A 21,373-nucleotide genomic window follows, 5' to 3' on the forward strand; every position below is an offset into this window, starting at 1 on the left:
GTAGTATTTATTCAAGTTATTTATTCAAGTTATTTATTCAAGTTTTTTATTAACAATTCTGGTCTAGAAGATAAATCGTCGAGCGGTGCACATAGCGGTTCGCTTGGCGCCGCTAAGCCCATCATTCACTTCCGCTTTTAGCGCGTAGCGATCAGCATTAACGCCCGTGTTTTTAATGCCATATGCCAACAGCAAACACATGAGCAGCACAATTGAGCCAATCAAACTGATTCGATTAAACGCATCCATTACCGCACCCTCACTTGCTCCGCATTCTGCAGCGCTTCAAAACTGGATATCACCCAAACATCGCCGGCTTTGCCGCCATCCAGCACTTCCACATCGCTCATGCTGCGCGCACCTAGTTTTACCGGAATTTTTTCTGCCAGATCACCCTTCACAACATAGGCCAATTGCGCACCACCGCTGCCGAGGAACGCACCGCGCTTCACCATCAAAACATTGGTCCGGTTTTCCAATAGAACGCGGGCAGAAAGGCGCTGATTTTGCCGCAGTTTTAGACCTTGATTTTGCTCAAACCGCACGCGGGCCGTCACTTCGCGATTGCGAACCTCGGGCGAAATGGAGGCTATTTGACCAATCACGGTCAGATCGCCAAAACTGAGCTCAACATCCATACCCAAACCCAACTCGTCGGCATAGGATTCAGATACCGCAAGCTCAGCCTCAAAGGCGCTCAAATCTACCACCGTTAATACCGGCTGGCCGGCGCTGATTCTGGCTTTTTGCTCGATCAACCAATTGCCAATAATACCTTCTACCGGCGCCTTTATTTGCAGGGCTTCAACTTGGCGCTGCAACTCCGTTACTACTAACGCCTGGCGATTAACCTCAAGCATTTTGTTTTTTATTTCAAACGTGAGTGTGTCTTTGGTTAAATTGGTTTCCTTTTCGGCATGGGCAAACATCAGCTGTGCTTTATGAAGATCGTCTTTGGCTTTTTCATAATCAATCTTGCTGATTAAACCATTCTCAATCAGCTGATCGCCGCGCCGGCTCTCGCGGTCTGCCGCGGCGAGATCAACGCCGGCCATATCGAGTGCTTTATTGGCCTGCAATTGATCGCGCCGTGCATCCAAGCGCGCGCGCTCCAAACTACTCTGCAAACCTTCTAATACCGCCTGCTGTTGCTGCAGATTGCTGGCAAGCTTCGGGCTTTCGATGCTCGCCAACACCGCGCCTTTTTCAACTTTATCGCCGGGTTGGCTAAGCAACGTGACTGTGCCCTCCTCGGTGGCATAAAGAATGGGCGCGTTAGCCGCAACAATTTTTCCGGTGGTGGCAATATCGCGGGTCAAGGTGCCTATTTTTAGCGTTGCCATTTGTAGCTCATCGCCATTGACCGACACACTGGCGCCGTCGCCACCAAAGCTGGCCCAAACCAAGGCCGTCACCAATAACCCAGCCCCGCCCAACAACAAAGGCAGCTTCAATTTGCGCACTAGCGGCGGTGCTAATACGGTGTCTTGGGCACTGGTATCCTTAATCATGACCTCAACTCTCTCTTCATTCTTGCAACCTAAGAAACTGTCCGCGCGGCCAAAAACATCTTTGTTACCGCCCTTTGCCACGATACTGCAGAGACTGTGCCAGAAATAAAAAACCGTTATTTTACAGATGGTTATAGATTTTAAAGGCACGAGACAGAGAGAAAAAGTGTCCGCGGACACAGGAAAAGTGTCCGGTTAGATGGGGTGCGTACACTTTTTTGGAGGGGAGGTTTGGGCTACAGGCTACAGGCTACAGGCTACAGGCTACAGGCTTAAAAAGCCTAGCTAATGCTGACTGGGTAGAGTAGCCATCAATTAGGAATTTAAATGGCAGTACCAGAAAACATGATGTGAAGCGGGTACATAGCATAAAGCATGACTAAAAAAGAGAGCGCAGAACTCGCCGCAATGGCTAACAGCGCTGGCTTTGATTTCTGATCATATAACGCAAGCGCCACTAAAATGATGAGAAGTGCAGAAACCAAATACCAAGACCTACCAAAAGAAAAAGCCACTTTACTCCAGTCAGGAATGCCGTTTGGGTAGAGCCCTTGGAAAACTTGCGTAAATTGCTCAATGATGTCTGTTTCAGTCCACAAGTAGGTAACAACTATTTGCAGCATAATAAATGCGATAGCGATGATTACTAAAAAAATTCTCATTTTTATCCTTGAGATACTTGATGCCCGCAGCACACGCGAGCGTAGCGAGTCGAGGCCGATAGGCCGATTTGGTTGCGTTGTTAACTCTTTGTGTGGATATGTGGAATATAGCTTTTAAACTTGTCAGCTAGGCCGTTGTCGAAGAACACGAAGTAACATTGACATTTGGATAGATCTTCGGGACTGCACTGGCATTTTTGTAGCATTCGTACATTTTACCCCGATGATTCAAATCTGTTTTTTCATCAAACGGAAAGAAAACGGCAACCCGGTATTCATCTTCATCCCTAAACACAGCCGGCTTCATAAATGCACTGCTTTCTGGGTCGGTCTGATTCGGCAATGGATTCGTATCATAGTGGGTAACCGATTTATTTACGATTGAGCATCCTTGGCTAGGCGTAAATACAAACTCTAGAAATTCAACGAGCTTATCTATGTCAAATTCAATGCAGATATCTGCATTGAATTTGTCGTAATTTTCCGGCGCATCTTTTTTGTTGCTGAAACATATGCAGTAGCAAAGCCTAGCAGGAAGATCTAGCTTTATATTTGAGGCAAATTCTTCGGCCTTAATTTCATGGCCATTTATCGTTAGAACAATCTTCCCTGGCTCATACTCATACTGCTTTCTTTCTTCTAGATCCCTAATCTTTTCATTTTCTAAACGACCATAATGCCGAATATCACATAGGCGGATACCACCAGTTCCTTCTACCAAGGGGCCAAGTATGGATTTTTTACCGTAAAGATACTTTATAGTGCTCAATCTTAGTGCTCCCTGCTTGTAGAGTTAACGCAGAGTGTAACCTGCACCCGAAGTGGAGCTGGTTTTATGCAAAAATAGCCATAGGCCATGCAACAAAACCAGCGTAGCTTCGGGCGTCAGGTTGACACCCTTATTAAATGCTTTACTATGCGCACAGATATACGCATAAACGAGGTGTTTATATGGACCCCCTGTACGATACCGAAGCCCCCAAAAAGCCAACAAACCTCAGTGTAAACAGCGACTTGCTGGCAAAAACGCGCGCCTTAAACATAAACCTTTCAGCCACATTAGAACAAGCCTTAAAGCATCAGTTGGCTCAAGCCGAAGCCACAAAATGGGCAAAAAAGAACAAAGCGGCCATTAAAGCCTACAACTCCTTCGTAGAGGAGAATGGCTGCTTTGCTGACGAATACAGGGCTTTTTAATGGCTCAATTTGACGTATACCCTAACCCCAGCAAGCAGAGCAAAAAGCACTACCCGTACCTGCTTGATATTCAAAGCCCCTACATTTCGGAAATTGCAACTCGGATAGTTATTCCCTTGGGGAATGCTGCTTCATTTAAAAATGAGGCAATGACATACCTTACACCAGAAGTTTCCTTTGAAGACGAACAGCTTCTTCTATTAACACCACAAATTTCTTCCATTCCAGTAAATATCTTAGGCAATCCCGTTGGCTCTCTTTCGCATTTTAGAGAACAAATTATCAATGCCTTGGACTTCGCAATTACGGGCATTTAACCAAGCTGTAGAAAAATTGGCTTTAAAGCGGACCAAATTAGTAACAACTTAGATTTTCCTTGTTTAATTAAAATCCGATGTTATCAGCGTCATTTTTCCATGTCAGTCGATTTTATCGGCCCTTTTCCCCAAAAACTGCCTTAAGGTGGCCTTAAACACGCTTTTTCGCCTATTTGGCGTATGTTGCCAAATCCCCGTACCGCCATAGTTTCTCGATGTTGTGGATCATGCAGCATATCGCCCACTGGCACGATAATTTGGCCTTACCTCGTAGCGTCAGCTTATTGATTCCCTTATTGCTCGTGATATTTCCAAACACAGGTTCGATCGTCCACATGCGCCGTGCGTAATCCTTTCGACCTCGGTCGCTATCCACCTTATGCTTCATAAGATCCAATTAATTTTTGTTGCTTTCTCCCTTAACCACAAACGATACCTGTCGACCGGGCTCCTTTAAGGGACGCTTCATGCATTTACTTTGCAGCGGGTATCCTCGGCAGTTTTTCAGCATAGATTTAAAGCGATGATAGCGCTTGTTGTTAATCTCAAAGTGATCGCCGTGATACATCATCTCGTATCCACCTGGGCATACGCAGCTCAACGCAGCTTCATTAAAACAAAACTCCGAGGCAGGAATTTTTGCGGTGTCATTGCGTTGGTCGTGGCGTGTAAGCTGTCGATGCTTCTTGTGCTTGGCAACGGTCTCAGAACCCGCTATACGCGGGTCTCGTTTTCGAAAAAGTGTGTCGGGAATAATGGCATCAATATTCGCTTCATAAATATACTTCATGTTTTCTTCGCTGGAGTAGCCTGTATCGGCGGTAAGTAATGCCCCCCTAGAAAACACATCTGCTCCTAAGCTCTCTCGAATATTCTCTATCATTGGCTGCAGTAGTGATTGATCTTGGCCAACACCATACACTTCAGAAGCAACAATAATCTGATTCTGCTCATCGGCCGCCGCTTGACAATTAACACCTTGTATCGTGCCATTTGACGTGGTCATTTTGCAGGATTCGTTGTCGGTAATATTACTTTGCACTTCCTGCTTTCGCTTGCCACTGCCTAAGCGTTTATCGTTCTCAGCCAAAAACGTTTCAATTTTTTCTGCGTTCTTTAATAGCGTATTTGCGGTCTGTCGTTCTTTGGCGTTTTCGCCATCACCACTCTTGCCGTCATTTAGAAGATGATGATCAATAATCTTTTGGGCAGCCAGCCTAAGTTTATCGGACTTCTTTTTAAGCTGTGCATGAGTACCGCTCCATTGCTTGGATGCATCGGAAGGAAGTTTGCATCCGTCAATTGCAAAGTGCTTCTTGCCTACCAAGCCGCTTTTGCAGCAAATCATGAGCACTTTATGGAAAATTGACTTCATTTCATCGCAGTTAGTACTTACAAAATCCGCTATCGTCGTAAAGTGTGGCGTTGTACCTGCCGCGAGCGCCATAAACTTCAAGTCTGTTTTACAGTTTCGCTCAATGGATCGACTGGACGTGATGCCGCGATAGTACGCATAGAAAATAACCCGCAGTAGCAATGCTGGAGGTTAAGCCTTGCGACCAACGTTTTTGTTTCTATAGCGGCGCTCGAATTCTTCTAAAGTGAGAACATGGGTCAGCAGGGTGTAGAGGCAAGACTCAAAGGTATTCTCGCCGAGTACATCAAGGTAATTGATATCGAGGAGTACCGTTTGATTTAAATTATCGTCGAGGTAATTTGACATCCACACAGCCCATCAGCGGTTAATGGGATGATTTTACAGGATTGAACGAGAGAGGGTGCGGGTTCAAGCTAATTTTCTACAGCCTGAACGCTTTGCTAATTGGCTGCCGCAGCGCAGCGTAGGCAGTCCAGTGGAGGCCACGTTTTTTTGTGGCTGGAACGAAATTAAGCAATTTGTTAAATTACATTTGGTTTTAACCCGATATCAGAACACACTTCAGGTAAAATCTGTTCTGTGAGACCTGCAGGAAGGCGCTCTAATTTGGGAAATGCCAATTGCCGTTGCAAAGTTTCTTCACCAGTGGTGATTTTTTCAATCCAAGGCTTAAAAAATGAAACTCTTGAATAAACTTCCACTACACCGTACTTCCCGATATCCCCGCCTTCAACTCTGGAGCTAATGCCGAGTAAGTGGCTCGTACCGTCAATAGTCAGATAGGCTGGGCCGCCACTATCGCCCCCACCAGAAACACCTTCGTGTGGTAAAGCTGCATCATCTCTGTCAAATTTGAATTTTAATAGCGGCCCTTCTGCTTGTTCGATTCGATTCTCGGCTTTTCGTAAAACTCCGCCATTTTCATAATTATCAACCGTTTGTCCGGTTAGCCCATTTCCAGTGCCGCCAACACCGATAAACCATATTATCTTGCCAACTTCATCTGTTTTTTCATACAAACTCGCTGGTTCTACATCCTTTATTGGGTTTACTAATTTTATTAACGCAATGTCGTGACTTTTACCTGGCTGATAATCTTTATGAACAAAGACACTTTCCACCTTGTGGTAGCCATTATTTAGGCCGATGTAGCTACCAGAATTAATACAGAACGTTGCGTGAGCAGCAGTCACAATCCAATCAGGCTTAATTAATGTGCCATGAGCCCCATCAACATAAAGTGTTGCCAAAGGTGCAAAATCTGTAGTGTCCGCAAGATATTTTTTGTCATCCACATCATGACGAACAACAATTGCTGAAGCTGCTAAGCTTAAAATTATTAATGAAAAGAACAGAAATATACGCATGACTTCCCTATGCAATTTAACGCCCGCCACAAACGCGAGCAACTTGTTGCGAGTCGAGCGCCCAAAGGGCGCGTTTTTGATGGCGCTTGTTAGACTCACTTACCATAATTCTTTTACTAACGATATTTTTCCTTCAGTAAAACCGAATAAAACGAGCAATGGTTTTTTCTGCTGCCAAGTTCCGTCTTTCTGTATCACTCCGTGGGAGTATTCAACCGCAACATGATTTTTCCCGAGAATTGCTTTTAAAACTCGCTGTTCATTTTCATTAGTATTTTGATAAGCATCACGTTCCAGGTTTCGAACAAAAGCTTTACGCCATGACTCTTTGTCAAAACTAGCTTCATATTCCACGTGAATATATTTGACATCAGCATGCATCAACGACAAAAAATAATCGATATCTTTGATGCTCGAACCTCTGATGCTGACTTTGTCTAGTGCTTTGAAATAACTGTTGATTTGGCCCATCTGACAACTGGAGTCACAATCGTTTGCGAGGGCTTTATTTGAAAGACACAGCCATATTACTAGTAAAAAAAGTGCATAAATAGACTTCATTACGATTCCTTGTTAAATATGTCTAACGCCTCAAACAGGGGCGCGCGTTAGCGCGTCCCGGCCGCAGGCCCTTGCTGCTTTGACTTGTTAAGCATTTTTATACACCTTTAAGAGATGTTCTATTACCTGCAAGAAAGTACCTTTAGTGAAATAATTATTTAGCGAGGTACTTACCAATACATTATTTCCCAAACCGGTAATTTCATTTTTAAGATTCGCTAACCTTTCTACTAACTCTCCACGACTAAACTCAGCAGTATTTTTTAAAATATCTTCTTCCCAAAGATCGTAAGCATCGATGCCACAACATGCGGAAACACACTGAGTTTCAAGAGCGCTCCACATCGGAAGCAAACCTTCCATTAATGTGTCAATTTCCACTGCATTTTCTTGATCATTCTGCAGATCTTCAAAGATGATCCACTGATCCTTTCCAATGCTGATGTCTTGTGCGTGCGCTTTGCTCATATGATGCTTAACGCTTTGCTAATTGGCTGCCGCAGCGTAGCGTAGGCAGTCCAGTGGAGGCCACGCTGTTTGTGGCCGGAACGAAATTAAGCAATTTGTTAAATGCTTTACTCACCGAATGCCTCGCTGGTATTTCCAAATGCGTAGTCATGTAAAGACGTTTCTTCATCGGTTGTGAGTAATTTTCCTTGAAAGTCGGAAAATGAAATACGGGGGCTGTAAGAATTACCTTCGAATTTAATTTCGCCTTGGTCATGGAGCATTGCGAAGTCAAAGGCAAAATCACCAATAATGTCTTTTGCTTTATCTCCATCAATTCCTTTCTTTGCGAGGACCTCTTTAAGAATAAGGATCATTTGGTATTGCCATTCGGCAGAAAGATCTTCGTATTCTTCTGAAATTTGGATTTCCATGCTCGATTCCTTTTTGGCATTTAACGCCTTGCTCACCAGCACATACTGCTGCGTTCGTTTTTGTGTGAGGTGGAGCGCAGCGACACACAAAAACGAACGCAGCAGTATGTGTCGGTGTGCAGCAATTTGTTATGTTTATTCATCTATATACCAAGACATGTTATCTTTCGGCTGAATTTCCTTCTTGTACAGGGAGTTGCTCTTCTTATTGAGCAGTTCATTTAGCCTTTCATCGACTGTTGTCACTAGGTCTAGAAATTCACCGAAATCTTTTTTCCCAAACCCATCGACGTGAAATGACTCTGTCATTAGGGTAGGCGTTAAATTTCTCTCTTTATCCAGATGTAGAACGAGAATAGTGTTAACTTTTTCATATCTTGTTTTTCCTCCATGAGCCACGTATTGGTGCCTCTGATCCATAAGCTCTAAATGTAGTTTGCGAAGTTCTTTTTCGTCTTCTCTGAATATCTCTTTGTACTCTAGCTTCACCCGCCGCCCGTCGGCTTTTGCAAAGCATTTTCCGTAAGTGACTATTCCAGATATATAAAATGCTTTTAGAATATCCGCATCTGCATCTATCTCAGTTCTGTAATAAAAGGAATCGCCGTCTTCTTCCGTTTCAACTTCATCCTGCGCAATAGACATGGCATATTTAAAAGCTTTTAATACATATTTTAGATCTTTCTTGATGAGAGCGTAGGCAGCGAAATTTTTTGCTTGCTCGCTCAATAAGATAACTTTTTGGCATTCTTTGCCGTCACGAAAGTACTGATGTTTAATCTCATACGTATTTGGATCAACCTCGATTTTTGCCGTGACCCCCTTTATCTTCTCCCCGTTCGGAAGGCGTACTTCTCTGTACTGTTTATCGCTCATTGTTTAATTCTCGATAAAAACATAACGCCGGTGGCAAGGGCGAGCGTCAGCGAGTCCAGCAGCGATTAGCTGCGCTCTTGGCCACCCTTGTTATGTGTTTATTCAATTTCAGAAAGCACCTCTTCGACGCTTATAAAATCTAAAACCTTTGCCAGGCTGTACTGCCCATTAAGTGAAGCGTGTATAGCGTAATATGCTTTAAGTTGGCTCAGATCCTTTGGAATTCTCGATACAGCGTCTTGCAGAGCTTGTTTGTACTTAGACTCAAATTTGCTAGGGACTATAGGACTGGCTCCATTGTTGCGCGCAACCTCAATTGCAGCAACTAAATCCAATACTTCATTTTCGACTAGTTGCGGCACTGCAGCATAGGAAGCTGTATCTACGTCACCTTGGTGATATAAGTTTTCCCAAAGCTCATCCAAAGCAGCCTCTCGATCTGACTTCAACCTTTCCAGTGCAGCCCAAGGTTCGTATGGTATTTTGTAACCAGATATTAATTCCAAAATTATGTCCTAGGTTCAATTCTCATGATCACATAACGCCGTGGTTTGGGGCGGCTGGAGCGTAGCGTAAGCCGTCCCGCACCGCGTTTTTTGCGGTGTTTACAACACCACCTTGTTATTTGCCGCCGGTTTGCACTTGCTACTACGCGCATAGCGGAGCAACGCGAAGCCAGAGGCCATTAATTTGGGTAAGAATACCTTACTTGAAACCTTTTGGAACCCACTTAGGGCAACCCACGATGTAGGCATGCAACACGCCTTGCGCGGCGAACCAACTATTAGCACAGGGAACGAAACTGCGGATTTGGAGCAGCACATTCCTTGATGCTGGCATGCCGACTTACAGGCACACTTTTGAATTACAAACTAAAACCGAAACAAACTTAAAAAAGGTAAGGCTCAATAACGCCCGGCTAAGCCGCCGGAACGGAGTTGGTTGTTTTGTGCTATTTAAGCACAAAACAAGCGACGCAGTGGAGGTCGGATTGAGCCGCTTGTTATGGCTGTATTTTTACTACTTGCTCAAGTTTTCCTAAAGAAAGAGCTAACAATTGAGAGCAGGCTTTCTTTTTGATACTTAACTTCAAATGCTTGAAAATATGTAGAAATTAGATCTCCAGCTATCTCATCTACCTTTTCCCAGTGACTCTTTGGCAGTATTGCGTAACAACTAGTGTCATTTTGGCCATTGTGGACGGAGGATCTAACTTCTAGGTCTGAAGGCAGTACCTTTGAAATACTCAGCATAGCGTTATCAAAACACCCATCGTCGTCATTTGGTTCATATTTAATATTACTTTCTTTGTCTCCAATCCTAACTAGGCCGGCATTACCATCGCCATTAAGAGAAAATTCTAGACGTGCGCCTAGTTTTAAAAGTATTTTAGATATCACCTCGAGCTCATCTTGTAACCATGCCCTCCAATCTATTGATACAATGAACGGCCCTTCCTCCAATAGTTCAAGCACATCATCTTCCTCAAATCCATCATCTTTAACCCGTCTTTCATAAAGATTGCTGGGACTAGTAATTCCAAAATTAGGTAAGAGTTCGTGGACTAAGTCTATGGGTATCATCTAACTTCATGCCTTGGATGTAGGGAAGCCATAACAGCCTTATTCAATGCCTCGGAGGCGCAATATAATACGCCTCCGAGGCATATATCCAGAGCGGAACTGGGGTACCAGTTCCAACTCCCCCTTTAATTTCAAGAAGTTACCACAATTTTTATAATCGGGCGCAAAATAATGCGCCTCTGAGGCATATATCACATTGACGAAAGTCTCCATGGCACTACACTGTATAAAAATACAGCAAAATAGGTATTCAGGGATGAAGTCAGCCTTTATGCAGGAATTGCGCGACGCCATTCGCGCCAAGTAATACAGCATCCAAACCGAGCACATCTATCTTTATTGGATAGGCAGTTACTTGCGGTTTTCTAAGTGCCGGTCGCGTGCAGAAATAGGCGCTGCCGATGCTATCTTGATAGTTTGAGGTTGACGCACACTGTGAACCCTAATACGCAGAAAACGGCGCTCAATGCCACTGTGTTTATGTACCGAGCGGTTTTGGTTATCGAGCGCGATGGTTTCTCTATTTTCACAAAGCCAAATGCCCAGTAAAACTACCCATCTAACCTGCGAAACACATCAGCCCGTAAGCTATTTACAGCGCCCGATAGGCATCACCCAATGCCAACATAGCCGCACGCAATTGTGTGTCGGTTAGATAGGGGGCGGGGCCGAAGCGTAGGCTGTCGCCGCGGGCGTCGGTATATACGCCTTGGCTATGTAAAATTTCACTTAGCTTGGCCGCTTGTGGTGTGTGCAACACTAAAAAACCTGCACGATCACTCAAGGCCAGCGAGTGGTCTAAAGAAATATCATTAGGTAAATTGAGTGCATCAAAACGGGTAGCCAGCACGGCGATTTGATGCTGGCTAATGGTGCGCAATAATTCTGGCGTGAGACCCTGCTGTTGAAAAAATTCAAACACAGCCGCAGCGCGGTAGTGGCTGGTGGGGTCGTAGGTGGAGCCGGCGAAGCGCGCTGCTCCTTCGCCGTAGTGCACCAGCTTGCCCGGCTGCTCGTGCAACAAAGAAAACTCTGCATACCAACCGGTGTTTACCGGCCTAAGCGTGCAACCCGGCGGCACACGGAGAAAACAATTGCCCTCGCCCAGCTGACAATATTTATAACCGCCACCCACGAGGTAGGCATTGGCCAAATCCAGCTTGTGCAAATCAATTGGCAACACATTCAGCGAGTGATACATGTCCACCAGCAATTCCGCGCCCTGCATTTCACAGGCTTGCACAATGGGTGTGAAGTCATCAAAAATATAACTCGAATTATAAAACACATGGGACAACATAACCGCTGAAGTTCGGCTATCCACTTCGCGCGCAATGCGCTCAGCCAAACTCGTGTGCGGCTTCTGTTCCACTATCACCAATTCAATGTCCACTTCTGCCATGCGGTTTAGCTGCCGGCGCAGGGTGTGAAATTCGCTGTCGGTGGTAATGATTTTTGGCTTGCTGGCCAGATCTAACGCCGACAAAAAACGCAGTACTAGCTCGTGGGTATTTTGCCCCAAGGCGATGTCGGCATGTTCATCGCCAAGCAAACGGGCGAAACCTTCTTTCACCAGATCCGCCTGGTGGCCGGCTTTTGCCCACTTGTCATCCACATGCTCGGCCGCATCTAACCAGGCTTGTTGTTGACCCCGAAAACTGCAATCGGGCCAGGCTTGGTGTGAATGGCCGGTAAGCAGCAAGCGCTCGCCCACGCGAAATTGGCTGTAATGTTTCGCCAAGGGATTAGAAGATAAAGCGAGATTTTGAATAGTCAGCGTCATAAAGGAAAGCCTCCTCCCATGCTTTGATTATCGAGGCGTCACCGGTCCGTTTGAAGGGGCGGGCCATGCCCCTGGTAATTTACAGTTCATGCTCTTCGCCTTTCCTGTCAACTGCCAACCGCCAAACCGCCAACTGTCAACTTGCCGCCTGCAGCGTGCGGCTGATAGTCTGCAACCCCACTCATAAACGATAGCGGATATTCCACAGGTCTGGGTAAAGCGGCGCAAACAGCGTTGAGCGCAAATACTCGGCGCCACTGGAACCGCCGGTGCCCGGCTTCATGCCGATGGTGCGCTCCACCATTTTCACGTGGCGGTAGCGCCATTCTTGCAAGCCCTCGTCGATATCAACCAGCGCTTCCATAATTTCAGACAGCAAGGGCTCGGTTTGATAAATCATAATCAGAAGGTCTTGTAGCTCTGAGTCTGATTTTATCGGCTCGGATACATCGCGCTTCATCACATCTAGGGGCACGGCAAAACCACGGCGGGATAAGAAGGCCAGGAAAGCATCCCATAAGCTCGGTGCTTTTAAGCGCTTGGTTAAACCGACAAAAGCTTTGCTGCCTTCGGGGTAGGGCTTCATTTTGGCTGGATTTTTTACGCCCAATAAAAATTCTAGTTCGCGAAACTGGAAAGACTGAAAACCAGAGGCTGTGTCTAAAAATTCTCGGAACGAAGAAAATTCCAGCGGCGACAGGGTTTCCAAAATATCCACCTGCTGCACCAAGGTTTTAAAGATAGTGCGGATACGCTTTAGCGTGTGCAAACAGCGAAATTTTTCATCTTCGGCAAACAATACCATCAGGTGATCAATTTCATGCAGCAACTGTTTAAACCACAGTTCGTAGGCTTGGTGAATGGTAATAAACAGTAATTCATCGTGCTCCGGGCCGTTGGGGCCCTTCGACAGAGGCTGCTGCAAGCTTATCAGCTCATCAACTTTTAAATAATCACCGTAGGATAACGCCATAACCGTCTCGCTTATCAATCGTTATTTAGAAAAAGCTGCTGGTGTGCTGCAGCGGAAATTTAGAAATATTGGGTACTTTAACGCCCTCGGCCGGGTAACCAACCACTAATAGAATATAGGGCCGCTCGTCGTCTGGGCGCATCAGAATGCTGTTGAGAAATTTCATCGGGCTTGGCGTGTGAGTTAAGGTGGCGAGGCCTGCCATGTGCAAGGCACTAATCAACAAACCCGTGGCAATCCCCACAGACTCGCTGGTGTAATAATTTTTGTGTTTGCCGCCATCGTCACCCGGGTTGAACTTCTGCAAAAAAATGCCAATTAAACAGGGCGCCGTTTCAAGAAAGGGTTTATCGGCATCGGTACCCAAAGGTGCTAGATCCGCCAGCCATTCTTCACTGGCGCGGCGCTGGTAAAACTCGCGCTCCTCGGCCTCCGCCGCCAGGCGAATCTGCCGCTTCACCGCCGTATCGGTCACCACGGCAAAATGCCAGGGCTGCTTATTGGCGCCGCTAGGCGCTGTGCCGGCGGCTTGCAGGGCAGAGTGAATAACGGCCATTGGCACCGGATCAGAAGAAAACTCACGCACGCTGCGCCGAGTGCGCATCCTCTGATAGAATGCGTCTGCTTGTTGGCACATAGTGCTCTCGGGCAGGCGCTGATACTGCAAAGGAATGAAAGCGTCTTCCGCCATGCTGGCTCCTAGAAATTATTATTGGCATCGTTTCACAGAACGTGCGTTTTTATGGCGATCTTGCTGCTTGATCTTTGCCCGAGCAGGCTTGTAGTGTGCATCAGAATGGGGTTTTCGAATAACACCGAAAAAAGCGGCATTAAACGCCGGCTAACGCACCTGAACGCTTGCAAGATAAGGTTACACATGAAACCATTATGCACCTCTGTTGGCAACCTCAATAAGGCTGCTTTTCCACATGACGACACAAAAAAGTGATTCCAACCAGCTACAGCTGGCTGATTTCCTGCCCTACAAGCTCTCGATTTTGGCTAACCGTATCAGTTACGCCATTGCCGAGGCCTATTCGAGCCGCTTCCATCTGACCATTCCAGCGTGGCGAGTCATGGCGGTATTGGGTTTGGAAGATAATTTAACCGCGGCCGATCTAGTGAGCCGTACCGCCATGGACAAAGTGGCGATCAGCCGCGCAGTGGCAAGCTTGCTCGATATGGCCTGCATTCATCGCGAGTTAGATGAAGAAGACCGGCGTCGCTCGCTGCTCACGCTCACGGAAAAGGGCCGCGATATTTACCAGCGCATCATTCCGCTGGCGCGCCGCTATGAGCAGGATCTACTCAGCCAATTGAGCGAGGAAGATCAGCAGGCGCTGAAGAGCATTACCAACAAATTAATGAAACGCGTCAATCAATGGGAAAAGCAAAACGTGAATCCCGCCAGTCTTCAGGAGACCCAAGATGTTTGAAGGTTTAACCGCGCTACCCGCCGACCCAATCTTAGGCTTGTCTGCGGCATATAAGGCCGACACTAACCCCAACAAAGTCGACCTAGGCGTGGGCGTATATAAAGACGAGCAAGGTAACACGCCGGTATTGCGCGCCGTGAAGCAAGCCGAGCAAGCCTACTTCAACACTGAAAACACCAAGGTCTATATAGGCCCGCCGGGTTCGGCCGCGGCCAACACCTTGTTGCAGAACCTCATTTTTGGTGCCGATCACGCCGCCATTAAGGCCAATCGCGTGCGCACCATTCAAACACCGGGCGGCTGCGGCTCGCTGCGCGACGCGGCCGAGCTGATTAAGAAAGCCAACCCAAGCGCCACCGTTTGGGTGTCAGACCCGACTTGGGCGAACCATATTCCGTTGCTCGGCAATGCCGGCCTGGCCATCAAAACCTACCCCTATTACGACCACGCCAGCAAGAGTGTCAATTTTGACGCCATGATGGAAACCTTGTCGAAGGTGGGTAAAGGCGACTTGGTCTTGCTGCACGGCTGCTGTCACAACCCCTGCGGCGCCGACCTCAACCAAACCCAGTGGCAAGCCGTGGCACAACTGGCGTTAAAAAATGGTTTCACACCTTTTATCGACATGGCCTACCAAGGTTTCGGCGAAGGTTTAGAGCAGGATGCCTATGGCGTGCGCTTGATGGCCAATACCGTGCCCGAGTTAATTGTGTCTAGCTCGTGTTCGAAAAACTTCGGTTTATACCGCGAGCGCGCCGGTGCCTTATCCATTGTGTACGCCTCTGCCGCCGACGCCGACAAAGGCCAGAGCAATTTATTCAGCGTTGTGCGTGGCATGTATTCGATGCCGCCCAACCACGGCAGCGCCATCGTCGAAACTATCTTAGGCAGCGCCACGCTAACCGCCGAATGGCATCAAGAACTCGCCGAAATGCGCGACCGCATTAAAGCCTTGCGCGCACTGTTAAACAAAAAGTTGATCGAAAAAGGCGCGCCCGGTGATTTTAATTTTATCGAACAGCAATCGGGTATGTTTTCTTTTTTAGGTATCAACAAAGCTCAGGTACAAAGCTTGGTACAGGATTACAGCATTTACCTAGTAGACTCGAGCCGCATAAACATCGCCGGCATTAGTCTCACCAATGTCGATTACTTAGCGGAATCTATCGTGGCGGTGCTGAAGCAAAAGGATTGAGTTCAGGGCAATTGCGCCGGACACGGCGCAACGCCACTCCTGTCAACTGTACGCTGTTAACTGTCAACTAAATTTAAGGCACTGCATGAAACCCTGGAGCCCCGAAAGCTGGCGCGATTTTCCCATTCGCCAGCAACCCACCTACCCAGACTCGACCGCACTGTTAACGGCCGAAGCCCAGCTGGCAAAAATGCCGCCCTTGGTATTTGCCCAAGAAGCCAGAGATTTGCGCGAGCAACTCGGCCGCGCCTGTGAAGGTAAAGCCTTTTTACTACAAGGTGGCGACTGCGCCGAAAGCTTCGCGGATTTTTCCGCCACCAGCATTCGCGACACCTTTAAAGTGTTGCTGCAGATGGCCGTGGTACTCACCTACTCCGGCCGCAAGCCGGTGATAAAAGTGGCGCGTATGGCGGGGCAATTTGCCAAACCTCGCTCGGCCGATACCGAAACCATTGACGGCGTTACCCTGCCGGCCTATCGCGGCGACATTATCAATCAATTAGATTTTACCGAAAGCGCGCGCCTGCCCGACCCGCAGCGCATGCTGCAGGCCTATCACCAATCCACTGCCACGCTAAATTTGGTGCGCGCCTTTGCTACCGGCGGTTTGGCCGACTTGCATAAAGTGAACCAGTGGAATTTAGATTTCGCCGAAGCCAGCCCACTGCGCAATCGCTATTTGGATATTGCCGAGCGCATTCAAGACGCACTGGCCTTTATGGCCGTGTGCGGTGTGGATTCCAATAACACACCGCCCTTGCACGCAACCCATTTATACACCTCGCACGAAGCCCTGCTGTTAAATTATGAGCAAGCCTTAACGCGCAAAGACAGCCTCACCGGCGACTGGTACAACTGCTCGGCCCACATGCTGTGGATTGGCGAGCGCACGCGTAAACTCGATGAAGCACACATCGAATTTTTCCGTGGCATTCACAACCCCATCGGCGTGAAAGTTGGGCCAAGCATGGATGAAGACGAGCTGATTCATTTAATTGATGCGCTCAACCCAGACAACCAAGCCGGCCGCTTAACCTTGATCACCCGCATGGGCGCCAATACCCTCGGCGATAAATTGCCACGCTTAGCCCGCAGAGTAAAAGCCGAAGGGCGCAAGGTGGTTTGGTCTTCGGACCCCATGCACGGCAATACGGTGAAAGCCAGCAGCGGTTACAAAACCCGCTCCTTCGACGACATACTCACCGAGATCAATCAGTTCTTCGCCGCGCTGCGCGCCGAAGGCCAAGAGCCCGGTGGTATTCATTTGGAAATGACTGGCCAACACGTCACCGAGTGCACTGGCGGCGCTTATAAAATTAGCGACGACGATCTCGCCAATTGTTACCGCACCCAATGCGACCCGCGCTTAAATGGCGATCAAGTTTTGGAAATGGCCTTTTGCATCGCCGAGCGATTGCGCGTTTAGCGATAGCGTAGAAAATTCTACGATAGCTCGTTAAAGACCACGAAAGCCCGGCAACCTGTGGGTCGCCGGGCTTTTTAATTAAACGGTGAAGGACGGCTGTTGCAGCGCTAAAACGCCGCGATTGTTTCTGAGCGCTAGGTCGCGCAACAATTTCGACAGCGCAGCGTACTATTGGATATTAAGATTGTTACCAACGAATACCCTAACAATTAAAACAAAACTTTGCCTTGCTGCTGCGTTGGTATGCAGTCTTCTGGCTAGCTGGGCTTTTTGGTTTGAACCTTCGTCTATTCGCGTGGTAGAGCACGAGCTAAGGCCCACTCAATGGCCAACGCATTGCGATGGCTTACGCGTCGCCGTGCTCGCCGATTTACATCTAGGCTCGCCCTTTAACGGCCTTAATCAGCTGCAATCGATTGTTGAATTAACCAACCAAGCCAAACCGGATATTATTTTACTGGCCGGCGACTATGTGATTCAGGGTGTACTCGGCGGCAGTTTTGTCGCGCCCGAAGACGCTGCCAAGATACTCGCGCACCTGAAGGCCAGTGCCGGCGTTTACGCGGTATTAGGTAATCACGACTGGTGGTTGGAATCAACCCGCGTGGGTGCCGCGTTGCAAAACAAAGGTATCACCCTGTTGGAGGATGCCAACCAACGGGTTAACACAACATTGCGCCATGTCAAAAACCGGACATCACATGAGTGCCAATTTAATCTCGTGGGCATCAGCGATTTTTGGGAAGGTGCGCACGACATTGAAACTGCATTAACCGGCATAGACACACAAATACCGACACTGGCATTCACCCATAATCCCGATATTTTTCCGCTAATTCCCGAACAGGTAACGCTCACCATCGCTGGCCACACCCATGGCGGGCAGGTATATTTACCCTTCATTGGCCGGCCTATTGTACCTTCCGCCTACGGTGAAACCTACGCCATTGGCGCTATTACCGAGCAAAGGTCAGGCACCACGAAACATTTATTTGTCAGCCCCGGCATTGGCACCAGCATTTTACCCGTGCGCTTTCTCGTACCGCCTGAAATCTCGGTATTAACACTGCTGAGCCCAGTGCCGCATACTGCCTCAAAACACCAAGAGAATTGATTGTGAAAAAAACGACGTTATTCGTATCCAGCTTAATTTTATCGGCCTGCGTAAAGCTTGAAATTAAACCCGAGCATGTGGTGAGCGACAGTGTGGAAGCAGGTAAAGATCTCTATCAACTTATTAAACATAAAAAAGATGGCACAGAGGAAAGGAAGTATTCCCACACCTTAATGTTAGAAGAGAATCAGTCTGAACAACAAGCCGGTCAAGCGTGCCTAAGCTATGTAGAGGCACTGGCAACATCGGCCTCTAAAAAGAAGATTTCAATTAAACAGCAAGAAACCAAAACGCTGAAAACGGAGCAAGGGCTATCTCTGTCCTGCAGTCTGCACGCGACCATTAAGCCGCGCTAAACAACGCTACTCAAAACGTTACTCAAAACGCTACTCGCCGATATAGACAACAGGTCGCGCACTTACCAGCTGTTTTTTAGACACAGCTGGCAGGCGGCCCCTGAAAAAATTAGTTAGCTTTAGCGAAACGCAAGTTGAACATCACCGGTACCTGTACCGCGATAGAGTTCAATTTGGCGATATCCTGTAACGCCTGCGCGCCCTGAATCAATTCAAAATCCGCTAGCGCAAGAACGACGGGCTTGATCGACGCCACCTGAAGCTGCCCCTGCGCTAAGGCAACCACGCTAACCGCAACTTCCAAGGTTTTCTCTTTGCCATGTAACTGCACCACACAAGGCAGTACCATAGCCATAGACTCGCCAAGCTTCAAAGCATTGACCTTAGCCACATCGACCTTAGTGCTAATTTTCGCCATGGCAAAATTCGCCGTATCAAACAACATGGTTTGCATGCGCTCATTGCGAATGGGGATTTGTGTTTCAATACTAGCGAGATCGATCAGTACAGATACCTGCCCCTTGGCATCTACCTTGCCATCGAGCTTGGTAAACTGATGCACTTCGGCCATAGCGGCGTTTTTGACAGAAACCACATGTAACTGCGAGTGCTCAGCGTTTAATGTCCAATCCGCTAAACAATTCACGCTGACACTCGCTGCGAGTACAAACAAGGCATTAACAATCCATTTCATAACCGGCCTCCTGACCATTAAAAAAATAACCCATGAGATTTTTCGAGCTACTTGTTATATCACTTACCCCAGTTTAGCGTTAGAACTTTTGGCGTTAGCGAAATACCAGCACTAAACCCAACGCTTAAAAATGAGCGATGTATTAATACCACCGAAGGCAAAATTATTCGACATAACATATTCACACTGCTTCTGGCGCGCCGAAGCTTGAATGTAATCTAAGGGTGCGCACTCCGGGTCTGGATTATCCAAATTTTGGGTGTGATGGAACCAGTTTTCGTTCATCTGTTGAATCGCTGCCCACGCTTCTATGCCACCGCAGGCACCGAGAGTATGACCGGTAAAGCTCTTCATGGAACTTATTGGCACCTGATCCCCAAACACCCGGAAGGTAGCGTGGGACTCGGCAATATCGCCGCGATCTGTGGCCGTGCCGTGGGCAGAGATATAACCAATATCTTGCGGCTTTAGACCCGCGTTATCGAGCGCTAAGCGCATGGCAATTTCCATGGTATCCGAATTTGGCTGGGTTACATGGGTGCCGTCTGAATTGGTGCCGAAGCCAACCACTTCCGCGTAAATTTTTGCACCGCGCGCTTGCGCAGACGCCAGGTCTTCTAAAATTAAGGTGCCCGCTCCTTCACCGATCACCAGGCCATCCCGATCCCGATCAAACGGCCGAGGTGACAGATGCGGTGTTGCGTTTTTCACACTAGTGGCGAATAAGGTATCGAATACCGCCGCCTGGGTGGCACACAACTCTTCCGCGCCACCGGCAACCATATAGCGCTGCTGGCCCGAGCGCACTGCTTCAAAGGCATAACCAATACCTTGGCTACCGGAAGTACAGGCACTGGAGGTGGTATAGACGCGGCCTTTTAAACCGAAATGTACACCGACGTTAACCGGCGCCGTATGGGCCATCATTTTGATGTAAGAGTTTGCGTTCAAACCGCCAGTGTCTTTTTCAATGAGCATGCGACCAAAATCGACAAAGGCGTTAGTGCTACCCGATGATGAACCATAGGCCACGCCCATGCTGCCGGTTTTAATATCTGGGTCGTCCAACAACCCCGCTTGCGCCAGGGCGAGCTCGGTGGCGTAGGTGGCCATCACGGCGATGCGGCCCATACTGCGCAAGGTTTTTCGATTGTAATGACCGGGCGTATCAAAATTAGCGGGGCCGCCTAAGCGCGTATTCAACCCTTGGTATTGATCCCAATCCTGCATGTAGCGAATGCCGGTATTACCCGCTCGTAAATTTTCACTGACGGTTTGCCAGCTATCGCCGATGGGCGTTATAGCCTGTAAACCTGTTACCACTACGCGTTTCATTAACACAATCCACCATTAACAGAAATAACTTGGCGGGTTATGTAGCCCGCATCTTCAGACATCAAAAACGCCACCGCTGCCGCCACTTCTTGCACCTGGCCCAAGCGTTGCGCGGGTATCATTTTTAAGGCGTGTTCGGCCAGTTCATCGCTAACCATTTCGGTTTCAATTAACCCAGGCGCGACGCAATTCACCGTTATTTTTCGCTTCGCTAATTCTAAGGCCAAGGCTTTTGTTGCGCCGATCAAACCCGCCTTTGCGGCCGAATAATTCACCTGACCGCGATTGCCCATCACACCAGATACCGATGACATAACCACAATGCGGCCGGGTTTACGCCGGCGCACAAGAGGCATAGATAAGGGCTGCAGAACGTTGTAGAAGCCGTCTAGGTTGGTGTGAATCACGCTGTCCCAGTCGTCATCAGTCATCGCCGGGAAAGCGGTATCGCGGGTTATGCCCGCATTGCACACCACGCCGTAATAAGTGCCGTGCTGCTCGATATCCGCGAGTAATGCCGCGCGGGTCTGCTCGCGCTCGGCGATATCGAATTGAACAATACGCGCTTTGCGCCCCAGCGCTTCAACTTTCTGTTGCACCTGCTGCGCCGCGTCTAGGCCGGATCGACAATGCAAGACGATGTCGAACCCATCTTTCGCCAAGCGCTCGGCGATGGCGGCGCCAATGCCGCGGCTAGAGCCTGTGACTAAAATTGTATCTGTCATTTT

Annotated in this window: 27 protein-coding genes and 1 pseudogene; 7 read left to right on the plus strand and 21 right to left on the minus strand. The window is 48.0% G+C overall.

Translation table 11 applies throughout. The annotated features are described in order from the left end of the window. Positions 1-63 precede the first annotated feature (63 nt). From QWY82_RS18350 to QWY82_RS18365, 4 genes are all read right to left on the minus strand, one after another. Entirely contained in the window at positions 64-249 is a 186-nt protein-coding gene (locus QWY82_RS18350) for a hypothetical protein (protein ID WP_290265293.1), read from the minus strand. Beyond that, entirely contained in the window at positions 249-1,511 is a 1,263-nt protein-coding gene (locus QWY82_RS18355) for an efflux RND transporter periplasmic adaptor subunit (protein WP_290265295.1), read from the minus strand. The genes QWY82_RS18350 and QWY82_RS18355 overlap by 1 nt, the downstream gene beginning before the upstream one ends. Before the next feature lie 323 nt (positions 1,512-1,834). Then, positions 1,835-2,173 (minus strand): hypothetical protein, encoded by a 339-nt coding sequence (locus QWY82_RS18360; RefSeq protein ID WP_290265296.1) that lies wholly within the window; start codon positions 2,171-2,173, stop codon positions 1,835-1,837. A 127-nt stretch (positions 2,174-2,300) separates the two neighbouring features. After that, positions 2,301-2,942 (minus strand): hypothetical protein, encoded by a 642-nt coding sequence (locus tag QWY82_RS18365; protein ID WP_290265297.1) that lies wholly within the window; start codon positions 2,940-2,942, stop codon positions 2,301-2,303. A gap of 182 nt (positions 2,943-3,124) precedes the next feature. On the opposite strand from QWY82_RS18365, the gene QWY82_RS18370 reads away from it, so the two are divergent. Both QWY82_RS18370 and QWY82_RS18375 read left to right on the plus strand, forming a co-directional pair. Next, complete coding sequence (locus QWY82_RS18370; protein WP_290265298.1) at positions 3,125-3,370, plus strand: type II toxin-antitoxin system CcdA family antitoxin; 246 nt, start codon at positions 3,125-3,127, stop codon at positions 3,368-3,370. Continuing rightward, complete coding sequence (locus QWY82_RS18375) at positions 3,370-3,687, plus strand: CcdB family protein (protein ID WP_290265299.1); 318 nt, start codon at positions 3,370-3,372, stop codon at positions 3,685-3,687. Before QWY82_RS18370 ends, QWY82_RS18375 begins: the two co-directional genes overlap by 1 nt. A 169-nt stretch (positions 3,688-3,856) precedes the next feature. Here QWY82_RS18375 and QWY82_RS19980 read toward each other — a convergent pair whose 3' ends face one another. The 14 genes and pseudogenes from QWY82_RS19980 to QWY82_RS18435 all read right to left on the minus strand — a co-directional run bounded on the left by QWY82_RS19980 (position 3,857) and on the right by QWY82_RS18435 (position 13,780). Further along, a complete protein-coding gene (locus tag QWY82_RS19980; protein ID WP_353958714.1) occupies positions 3,857-4,075 on the minus strand; it encodes a transposase in 219 nt (72 codons plus the stop codon). 9 nt (positions 4,076-4,084) lie between these two features. After that, positions 4,085-5,062 (minus strand): transposase, encoded by a 978-nt coding sequence (locus tag QWY82_RS18380; protein WP_494338154.1) that lies wholly within the window; start codon positions 5,060-5,062, stop codon positions 4,085-4,087. Positions 5,063-5,092: 30 nt separating this feature from the next. Beyond that, positions 5,093-5,224 (minus strand): annotated as a pseudogene (locus QWY82_RS20030) (transposase); the annotation flags it as partial. A 9-nt stretch (positions 5,225-5,233) separates the two neighbouring features. After that, positions 5,234-5,410 carry a hypothetical protein gene (locus QWY82_RS18385; protein ID WP_290265302.1) on the minus strand — a complete coding sequence of 59 codons (177 nt, stop codon included), beginning with the start codon at positions 5,408-5,410 and terminating at the stop codon, positions 5,234-5,236. A gap of 176 nt (positions 5,411-5,586) precedes the next feature. Next, positions 5,587-6,432 carry a trypsin-like serine protease gene (locus QWY82_RS18390; RefSeq protein ID WP_290265303.1) on the minus strand — a complete coding sequence of 282 codons (846 nt, stop codon included), beginning with the start codon at positions 6,430-6,432 and terminating at the stop codon, positions 5,587-5,589. A gap of 99 nt (positions 6,433-6,531) precedes the next feature. Further along, a complete protein-coding gene (locus QWY82_RS18395) occupies positions 6,532-6,993 on the minus strand; it encodes a hypothetical protein (RefSeq protein WP_290265304.1) in 462 nt (153 codons plus the stop codon). An 87-nt stretch (positions 6,994-7,080) separates the two neighbouring features. After that, positions 7,081-7,461 carry a DUF6331 family protein gene (locus QWY82_RS18400; RefSeq protein ID WP_290265305.1) on the minus strand — a complete coding sequence of 127 codons (381 nt, stop codon included), beginning with the start codon at positions 7,459-7,461 and terminating at the stop codon, positions 7,081-7,083. Between the two features lie 107 nt (positions 7,462-7,568). After that, positions 7,569-7,874, minus strand: coding sequence for a hypothetical protein (locus tag QWY82_RS18405; protein ID WP_290265306.1), 306 nt, complete (start codon positions 7,872-7,874; stop codon positions 7,569-7,571). A 135-nt stretch (positions 7,875-8,009) separates the two neighbouring features. Continuing rightward, on the minus strand, positions 8,010-8,750 hold the full coding sequence (locus tag QWY82_RS18410; RefSeq protein ID WP_290265307.1) for a hypothetical protein: 741 nt from the start codon (positions 8,748-8,750) through the stop codon (positions 8,010-8,012). Positions 8,751-8,848: 98 nt separating this feature from the next. After that, the gene (locus tag QWY82_RS18415; RefSeq protein ID WP_290265308.1) at positions 8,849-9,256 is read right to left on the minus strand and encodes a hypothetical protein; all 408 of its coding nucleotides are present in this window, start codon (positions 9,254-9,256) and stop codon (positions 8,849-8,851) included. Positions 9,257-9,778: 522 nt separating this feature from the next. Continuing rightward, positions 9,779-10,333 (minus strand): hypothetical protein, encoded by a 555-nt coding sequence (locus QWY82_RS18420; RefSeq protein ID WP_290264351.1) that lies wholly within the window; start codon positions 10,331-10,333, stop codon positions 9,779-9,781. Positions 10,334-10,925: 592 nt separating this feature from the next. Further along, the gene (locus QWY82_RS18425) at positions 10,926-12,116 is read right to left on the minus strand and encodes an aminotransferase class V-fold PLP-dependent enzyme (protein WP_290265310.1); all 1,191 of its coding nucleotides are present in this window, start codon (positions 12,114-12,116) and stop codon (positions 10,926-10,928) included. Between the two features lie 181 nt (positions 12,117-12,297). Beyond that, the gene (locus QWY82_RS18430; RefSeq protein WP_290265311.1) at positions 12,298-13,089 is read right to left on the minus strand and encodes a tryptophan 2,3-dioxygenase; all 792 of its coding nucleotides are present in this window, start codon (positions 13,087-13,089) and stop codon (positions 12,298-12,300) included. Between the two features lie 25 nt (positions 13,090-13,114). Then, on the minus strand, positions 13,115-13,780 hold the full coding sequence (locus tag QWY82_RS18435) for a nitroreductase family protein (RefSeq protein ID WP_290265312.1): 666 nt from the start codon (positions 13,778-13,780) through the stop codon (positions 13,115-13,117). 238 nt (positions 13,781-14,018) lie between these two features. Here QWY82_RS18435 and QWY82_RS18440 point away from each other — a divergent pair, with 238 nt between their 5' ends. The 5 genes from QWY82_RS18440 (at position 14,019) to QWY82_RS18460 (ending at position 18,616) form a co-directional block, all read left to right on the plus strand. Then, positions 14,019-14,525 carry a MarR family winged helix-turn-helix transcriptional regulator gene (locus QWY82_RS18440; RefSeq protein ID WP_290265313.1) on the plus strand — a complete coding sequence of 169 codons (507 nt, stop codon included), beginning with the start codon at positions 14,019-14,021 and terminating at the stop codon, positions 14,523-14,525. Continuing rightward, complete coding sequence (locus tag QWY82_RS18445; RefSeq protein ID WP_290265314.1) at positions 14,518-15,720, plus strand: amino acid aminotransferase; 1,203 nt, start codon at positions 14,518-14,520, stop codon at positions 15,718-15,720. The genes QWY82_RS18440 and QWY82_RS18445 overlap by 8 nt, the downstream gene beginning before the upstream one ends. Before the next feature lie 85 nt (positions 15,721-15,805). Then, on the plus strand, positions 15,806-17,146 hold the full coding sequence (locus QWY82_RS18450) for a class II 3-deoxy-7-phosphoheptulonate synthase (RefSeq protein ID WP_290265316.1): 1,341 nt from the start codon (positions 15,806-15,808) through the stop codon (positions 17,144-17,146). A gap of 184 nt (positions 17,147-17,330) precedes the next feature. Then, complete coding sequence (locus QWY82_RS18455) at positions 17,331-18,260, plus strand: metallophosphoesterase (protein ID WP_290265317.1); 930 nt, start codon at positions 17,331-17,333, stop codon at positions 18,258-18,260. Positions 18,261-18,262: 2 nt separating this feature from the next. Beyond that, positions 18,263-18,616, plus strand: a complete 354-nt coding sequence (locus QWY82_RS18460) for a hypothetical protein (RefSeq protein ID WP_290265318.1) — start codon at positions 18,263-18,265, stop codon at positions 18,614-18,616. A gap of 109 nt (positions 18,617-18,725) precedes the next feature. Here the strand turns inward: QWY82_RS18460 and QWY82_RS18465 are convergent, their stop codons facing one another. The 3 genes from QWY82_RS18465 to fabG form a co-directional block, all read right to left on the minus strand. Next, positions 18,726-19,310 carry a YceI family protein gene (locus QWY82_RS18465; RefSeq protein WP_290265320.1) on the minus strand — a complete coding sequence of 195 codons (585 nt, stop codon included), beginning with the start codon at positions 19,308-19,310 and terminating at the stop codon, positions 18,726-18,728. A 111-nt stretch (positions 19,311-19,421) separates the two neighbouring features. Continuing rightward, on the minus strand, positions 19,422-20,645 hold the full coding sequence (locus QWY82_RS18470) for a beta-ketoacyl-ACP synthase (RefSeq protein ID WP_290265321.1): 1,224 nt from the start codon (positions 20,643-20,645) through the stop codon (positions 19,422-19,424). Then, the gene (gene fabG / locus QWY82_RS18475; RefSeq protein ID WP_290265322.1) at positions 20,645-21,370 is read right to left on the minus strand and encodes a 3-oxoacyl-ACP reductase FabG; all 726 of its coding nucleotides are present in this window, start codon (positions 21,368-21,370) and stop codon (positions 20,645-20,647) included. The genes QWY82_RS18470 and fabG overlap by 1 nt, the downstream gene beginning before the upstream one ends. Positions 21,371-21,373: the final 3 nt, after the last annotated feature.

Origin of the sequence: Simiduia curdlanivorans (assembly GCF_030409605.1) — a bacterium.
GTDB classification, from domain to species: domain Bacteria; phylum Pseudomonadota; class Gammaproteobacteria; order Pseudomonadales; family Cellvibrionaceae; genus Simiduia; species Simiduia curdlanivorans.

Bases quoted from the DNA above. Each gene is read 5' to 3' on its own strand.
- QWY82_RS18445 (WP_290265314.1), top strand. From the start codon at position 14,518: ATGTTTGAAGGTTTAACCGCGCTACCCGCCGACCCAATCTTAGGCTTG.
- QWY82_RS18350 (WP_290265293.1), bottom strand. From the start codon at position 249: ATGGATGCGTTTAATCGAATCAGTTTGATTGGCTCAATTGTGCTGCTC.
- QWY82_RS18470 (WP_290265321.1), bottom strand. From the start codon at position 20,645: ATGAAACGCGTAGTGGTAACAGGTTTACAGGCTATAACGCCCATCGGC.
- QWY82_RS18410 (WP_290265307.1), bottom strand. From the start codon at position 8,750: ATGAGCGATAAACAGTACAGAGAAGTACGCCTTCCGAACGGGGAGAAG.
- QWY82_RS18440 (WP_290265313.1), top strand. From the start codon at position 14,019: ATGACGACACAAAAAAGTGATTCCAACCAGCTACAGCTGGCTGATTTC.
- QWY82_RS18390 (WP_290265303.1), bottom strand. From the start codon at position 6,432: ATGCGTATATTTCTGTTCTTTTCATTAATAATTTTAAGCTTAGCAGCT.
- QWY82_RS18400 (WP_290265305.1), bottom strand. From the start codon at position 7,461: ATGAGCAAAGCGCACGCACAAGACATCAGCATTGGAAAGGATCAGTGG.
- QWY82_RS18425 (WP_290265310.1), bottom strand. From the start codon at position 12,116: ATGACGCTGACTATTCAAAATCTCGCTTTATCTTCTAATCCCTTGGCG.
- QWY82_RS18380 (WP_494338154.1), bottom strand. From the start codon at position 5,062: ATGAAGTCAATTTTCCATAAAGTGCTCATGATTTGCTGCAAAAGCGGC.
- QWY82_RS18465 (WP_290265320.1), bottom strand. From the start codon at position 19,310: ATGAAATGGATTGTTAATGCCTTGTTTGTACTCGCAGCGAGTGTCAGC.
- fabG (WP_290265322.1), bottom strand. From the start codon at position 21,370: ATGACAGATACAATTTTAGTCACAGGCTCTAGCCGCGGCATTGGCGCC.
- QWY82_RS19980 (WP_353958714.1), bottom strand. From the start codon at position 4,075: ATGAAGCATAAGGTGGATAGCGACCGAGGTCGAAAGGATTACGCACGG.
- QWY82_RS18370 (WP_290265298.1), top strand. From the start codon at position 3,125: ATGGACCCCCTGTACGATACCGAAGCCCCCAAAAAGCCAACAAACCTC.
- QWY82_RS18450 (WP_290265316.1), top strand. From the start codon at position 15,806: ATGAAACCCTGGAGCCCCGAAAGCTGGCGCGATTTTCCCATTCGCCAG.
- QWY82_RS18435 (WP_290265312.1), bottom strand. From the start codon at position 13,780: ATGGCGGAAGACGCTTTCATTCCTTTGCAGTATCAGCGCCTGCCCGAG.
- QWY82_RS18360 (WP_290265296.1), bottom strand. From the start codon at position 2,173: ATGAGAATTTTTTTAGTAATCATCGCTATCGCATTTATTATGCTGCAA.
- QWY82_RS18375 (WP_290265299.1), top strand. From the start codon at position 3,370: ATGGCTCAATTTGACGTATACCCTAACCCCAGCAAGCAGAGCAAAAAG.
- QWY82_RS18430 (WP_290265311.1), bottom strand. From the start codon at position 13,089: ATGGCGTTATCCTACGGTGATTATTTAAAAGTTGATGAGCTGATAAGC.
- QWY82_RS18395 (WP_290265304.1), bottom strand. From the start codon at position 6,993: ATGAAGTCTATTTATGCACTTTTTTTACTAGTAATATGGCTGTGTCTT.
- QWY82_RS18385 (WP_290265302.1), bottom strand. From the start codon at position 5,410: ATGTCAAATTACCTCGACGATAATTTAAATCAAACGGTACTCCTCGAT.
- QWY82_RS18355 (WP_290265295.1), bottom strand. From the start codon at position 1,511: ATGATTAAGGATACCAGTGCCCAAGACACCGTATTAGCACCGCCGCTA.
- QWY82_RS18405 (WP_290265306.1), bottom strand. From the start codon at position 7,874: ATGGAAATCCAAATTTCAGAAGAATACGAAGATCTTTCTGCCGAATGG.
- QWY82_RS18420 (WP_290264351.1), bottom strand. From the start codon at position 10,333: ATGATACCCATAGACTTAGTCCACGAACTCTTACCTAATTTTGGAATT.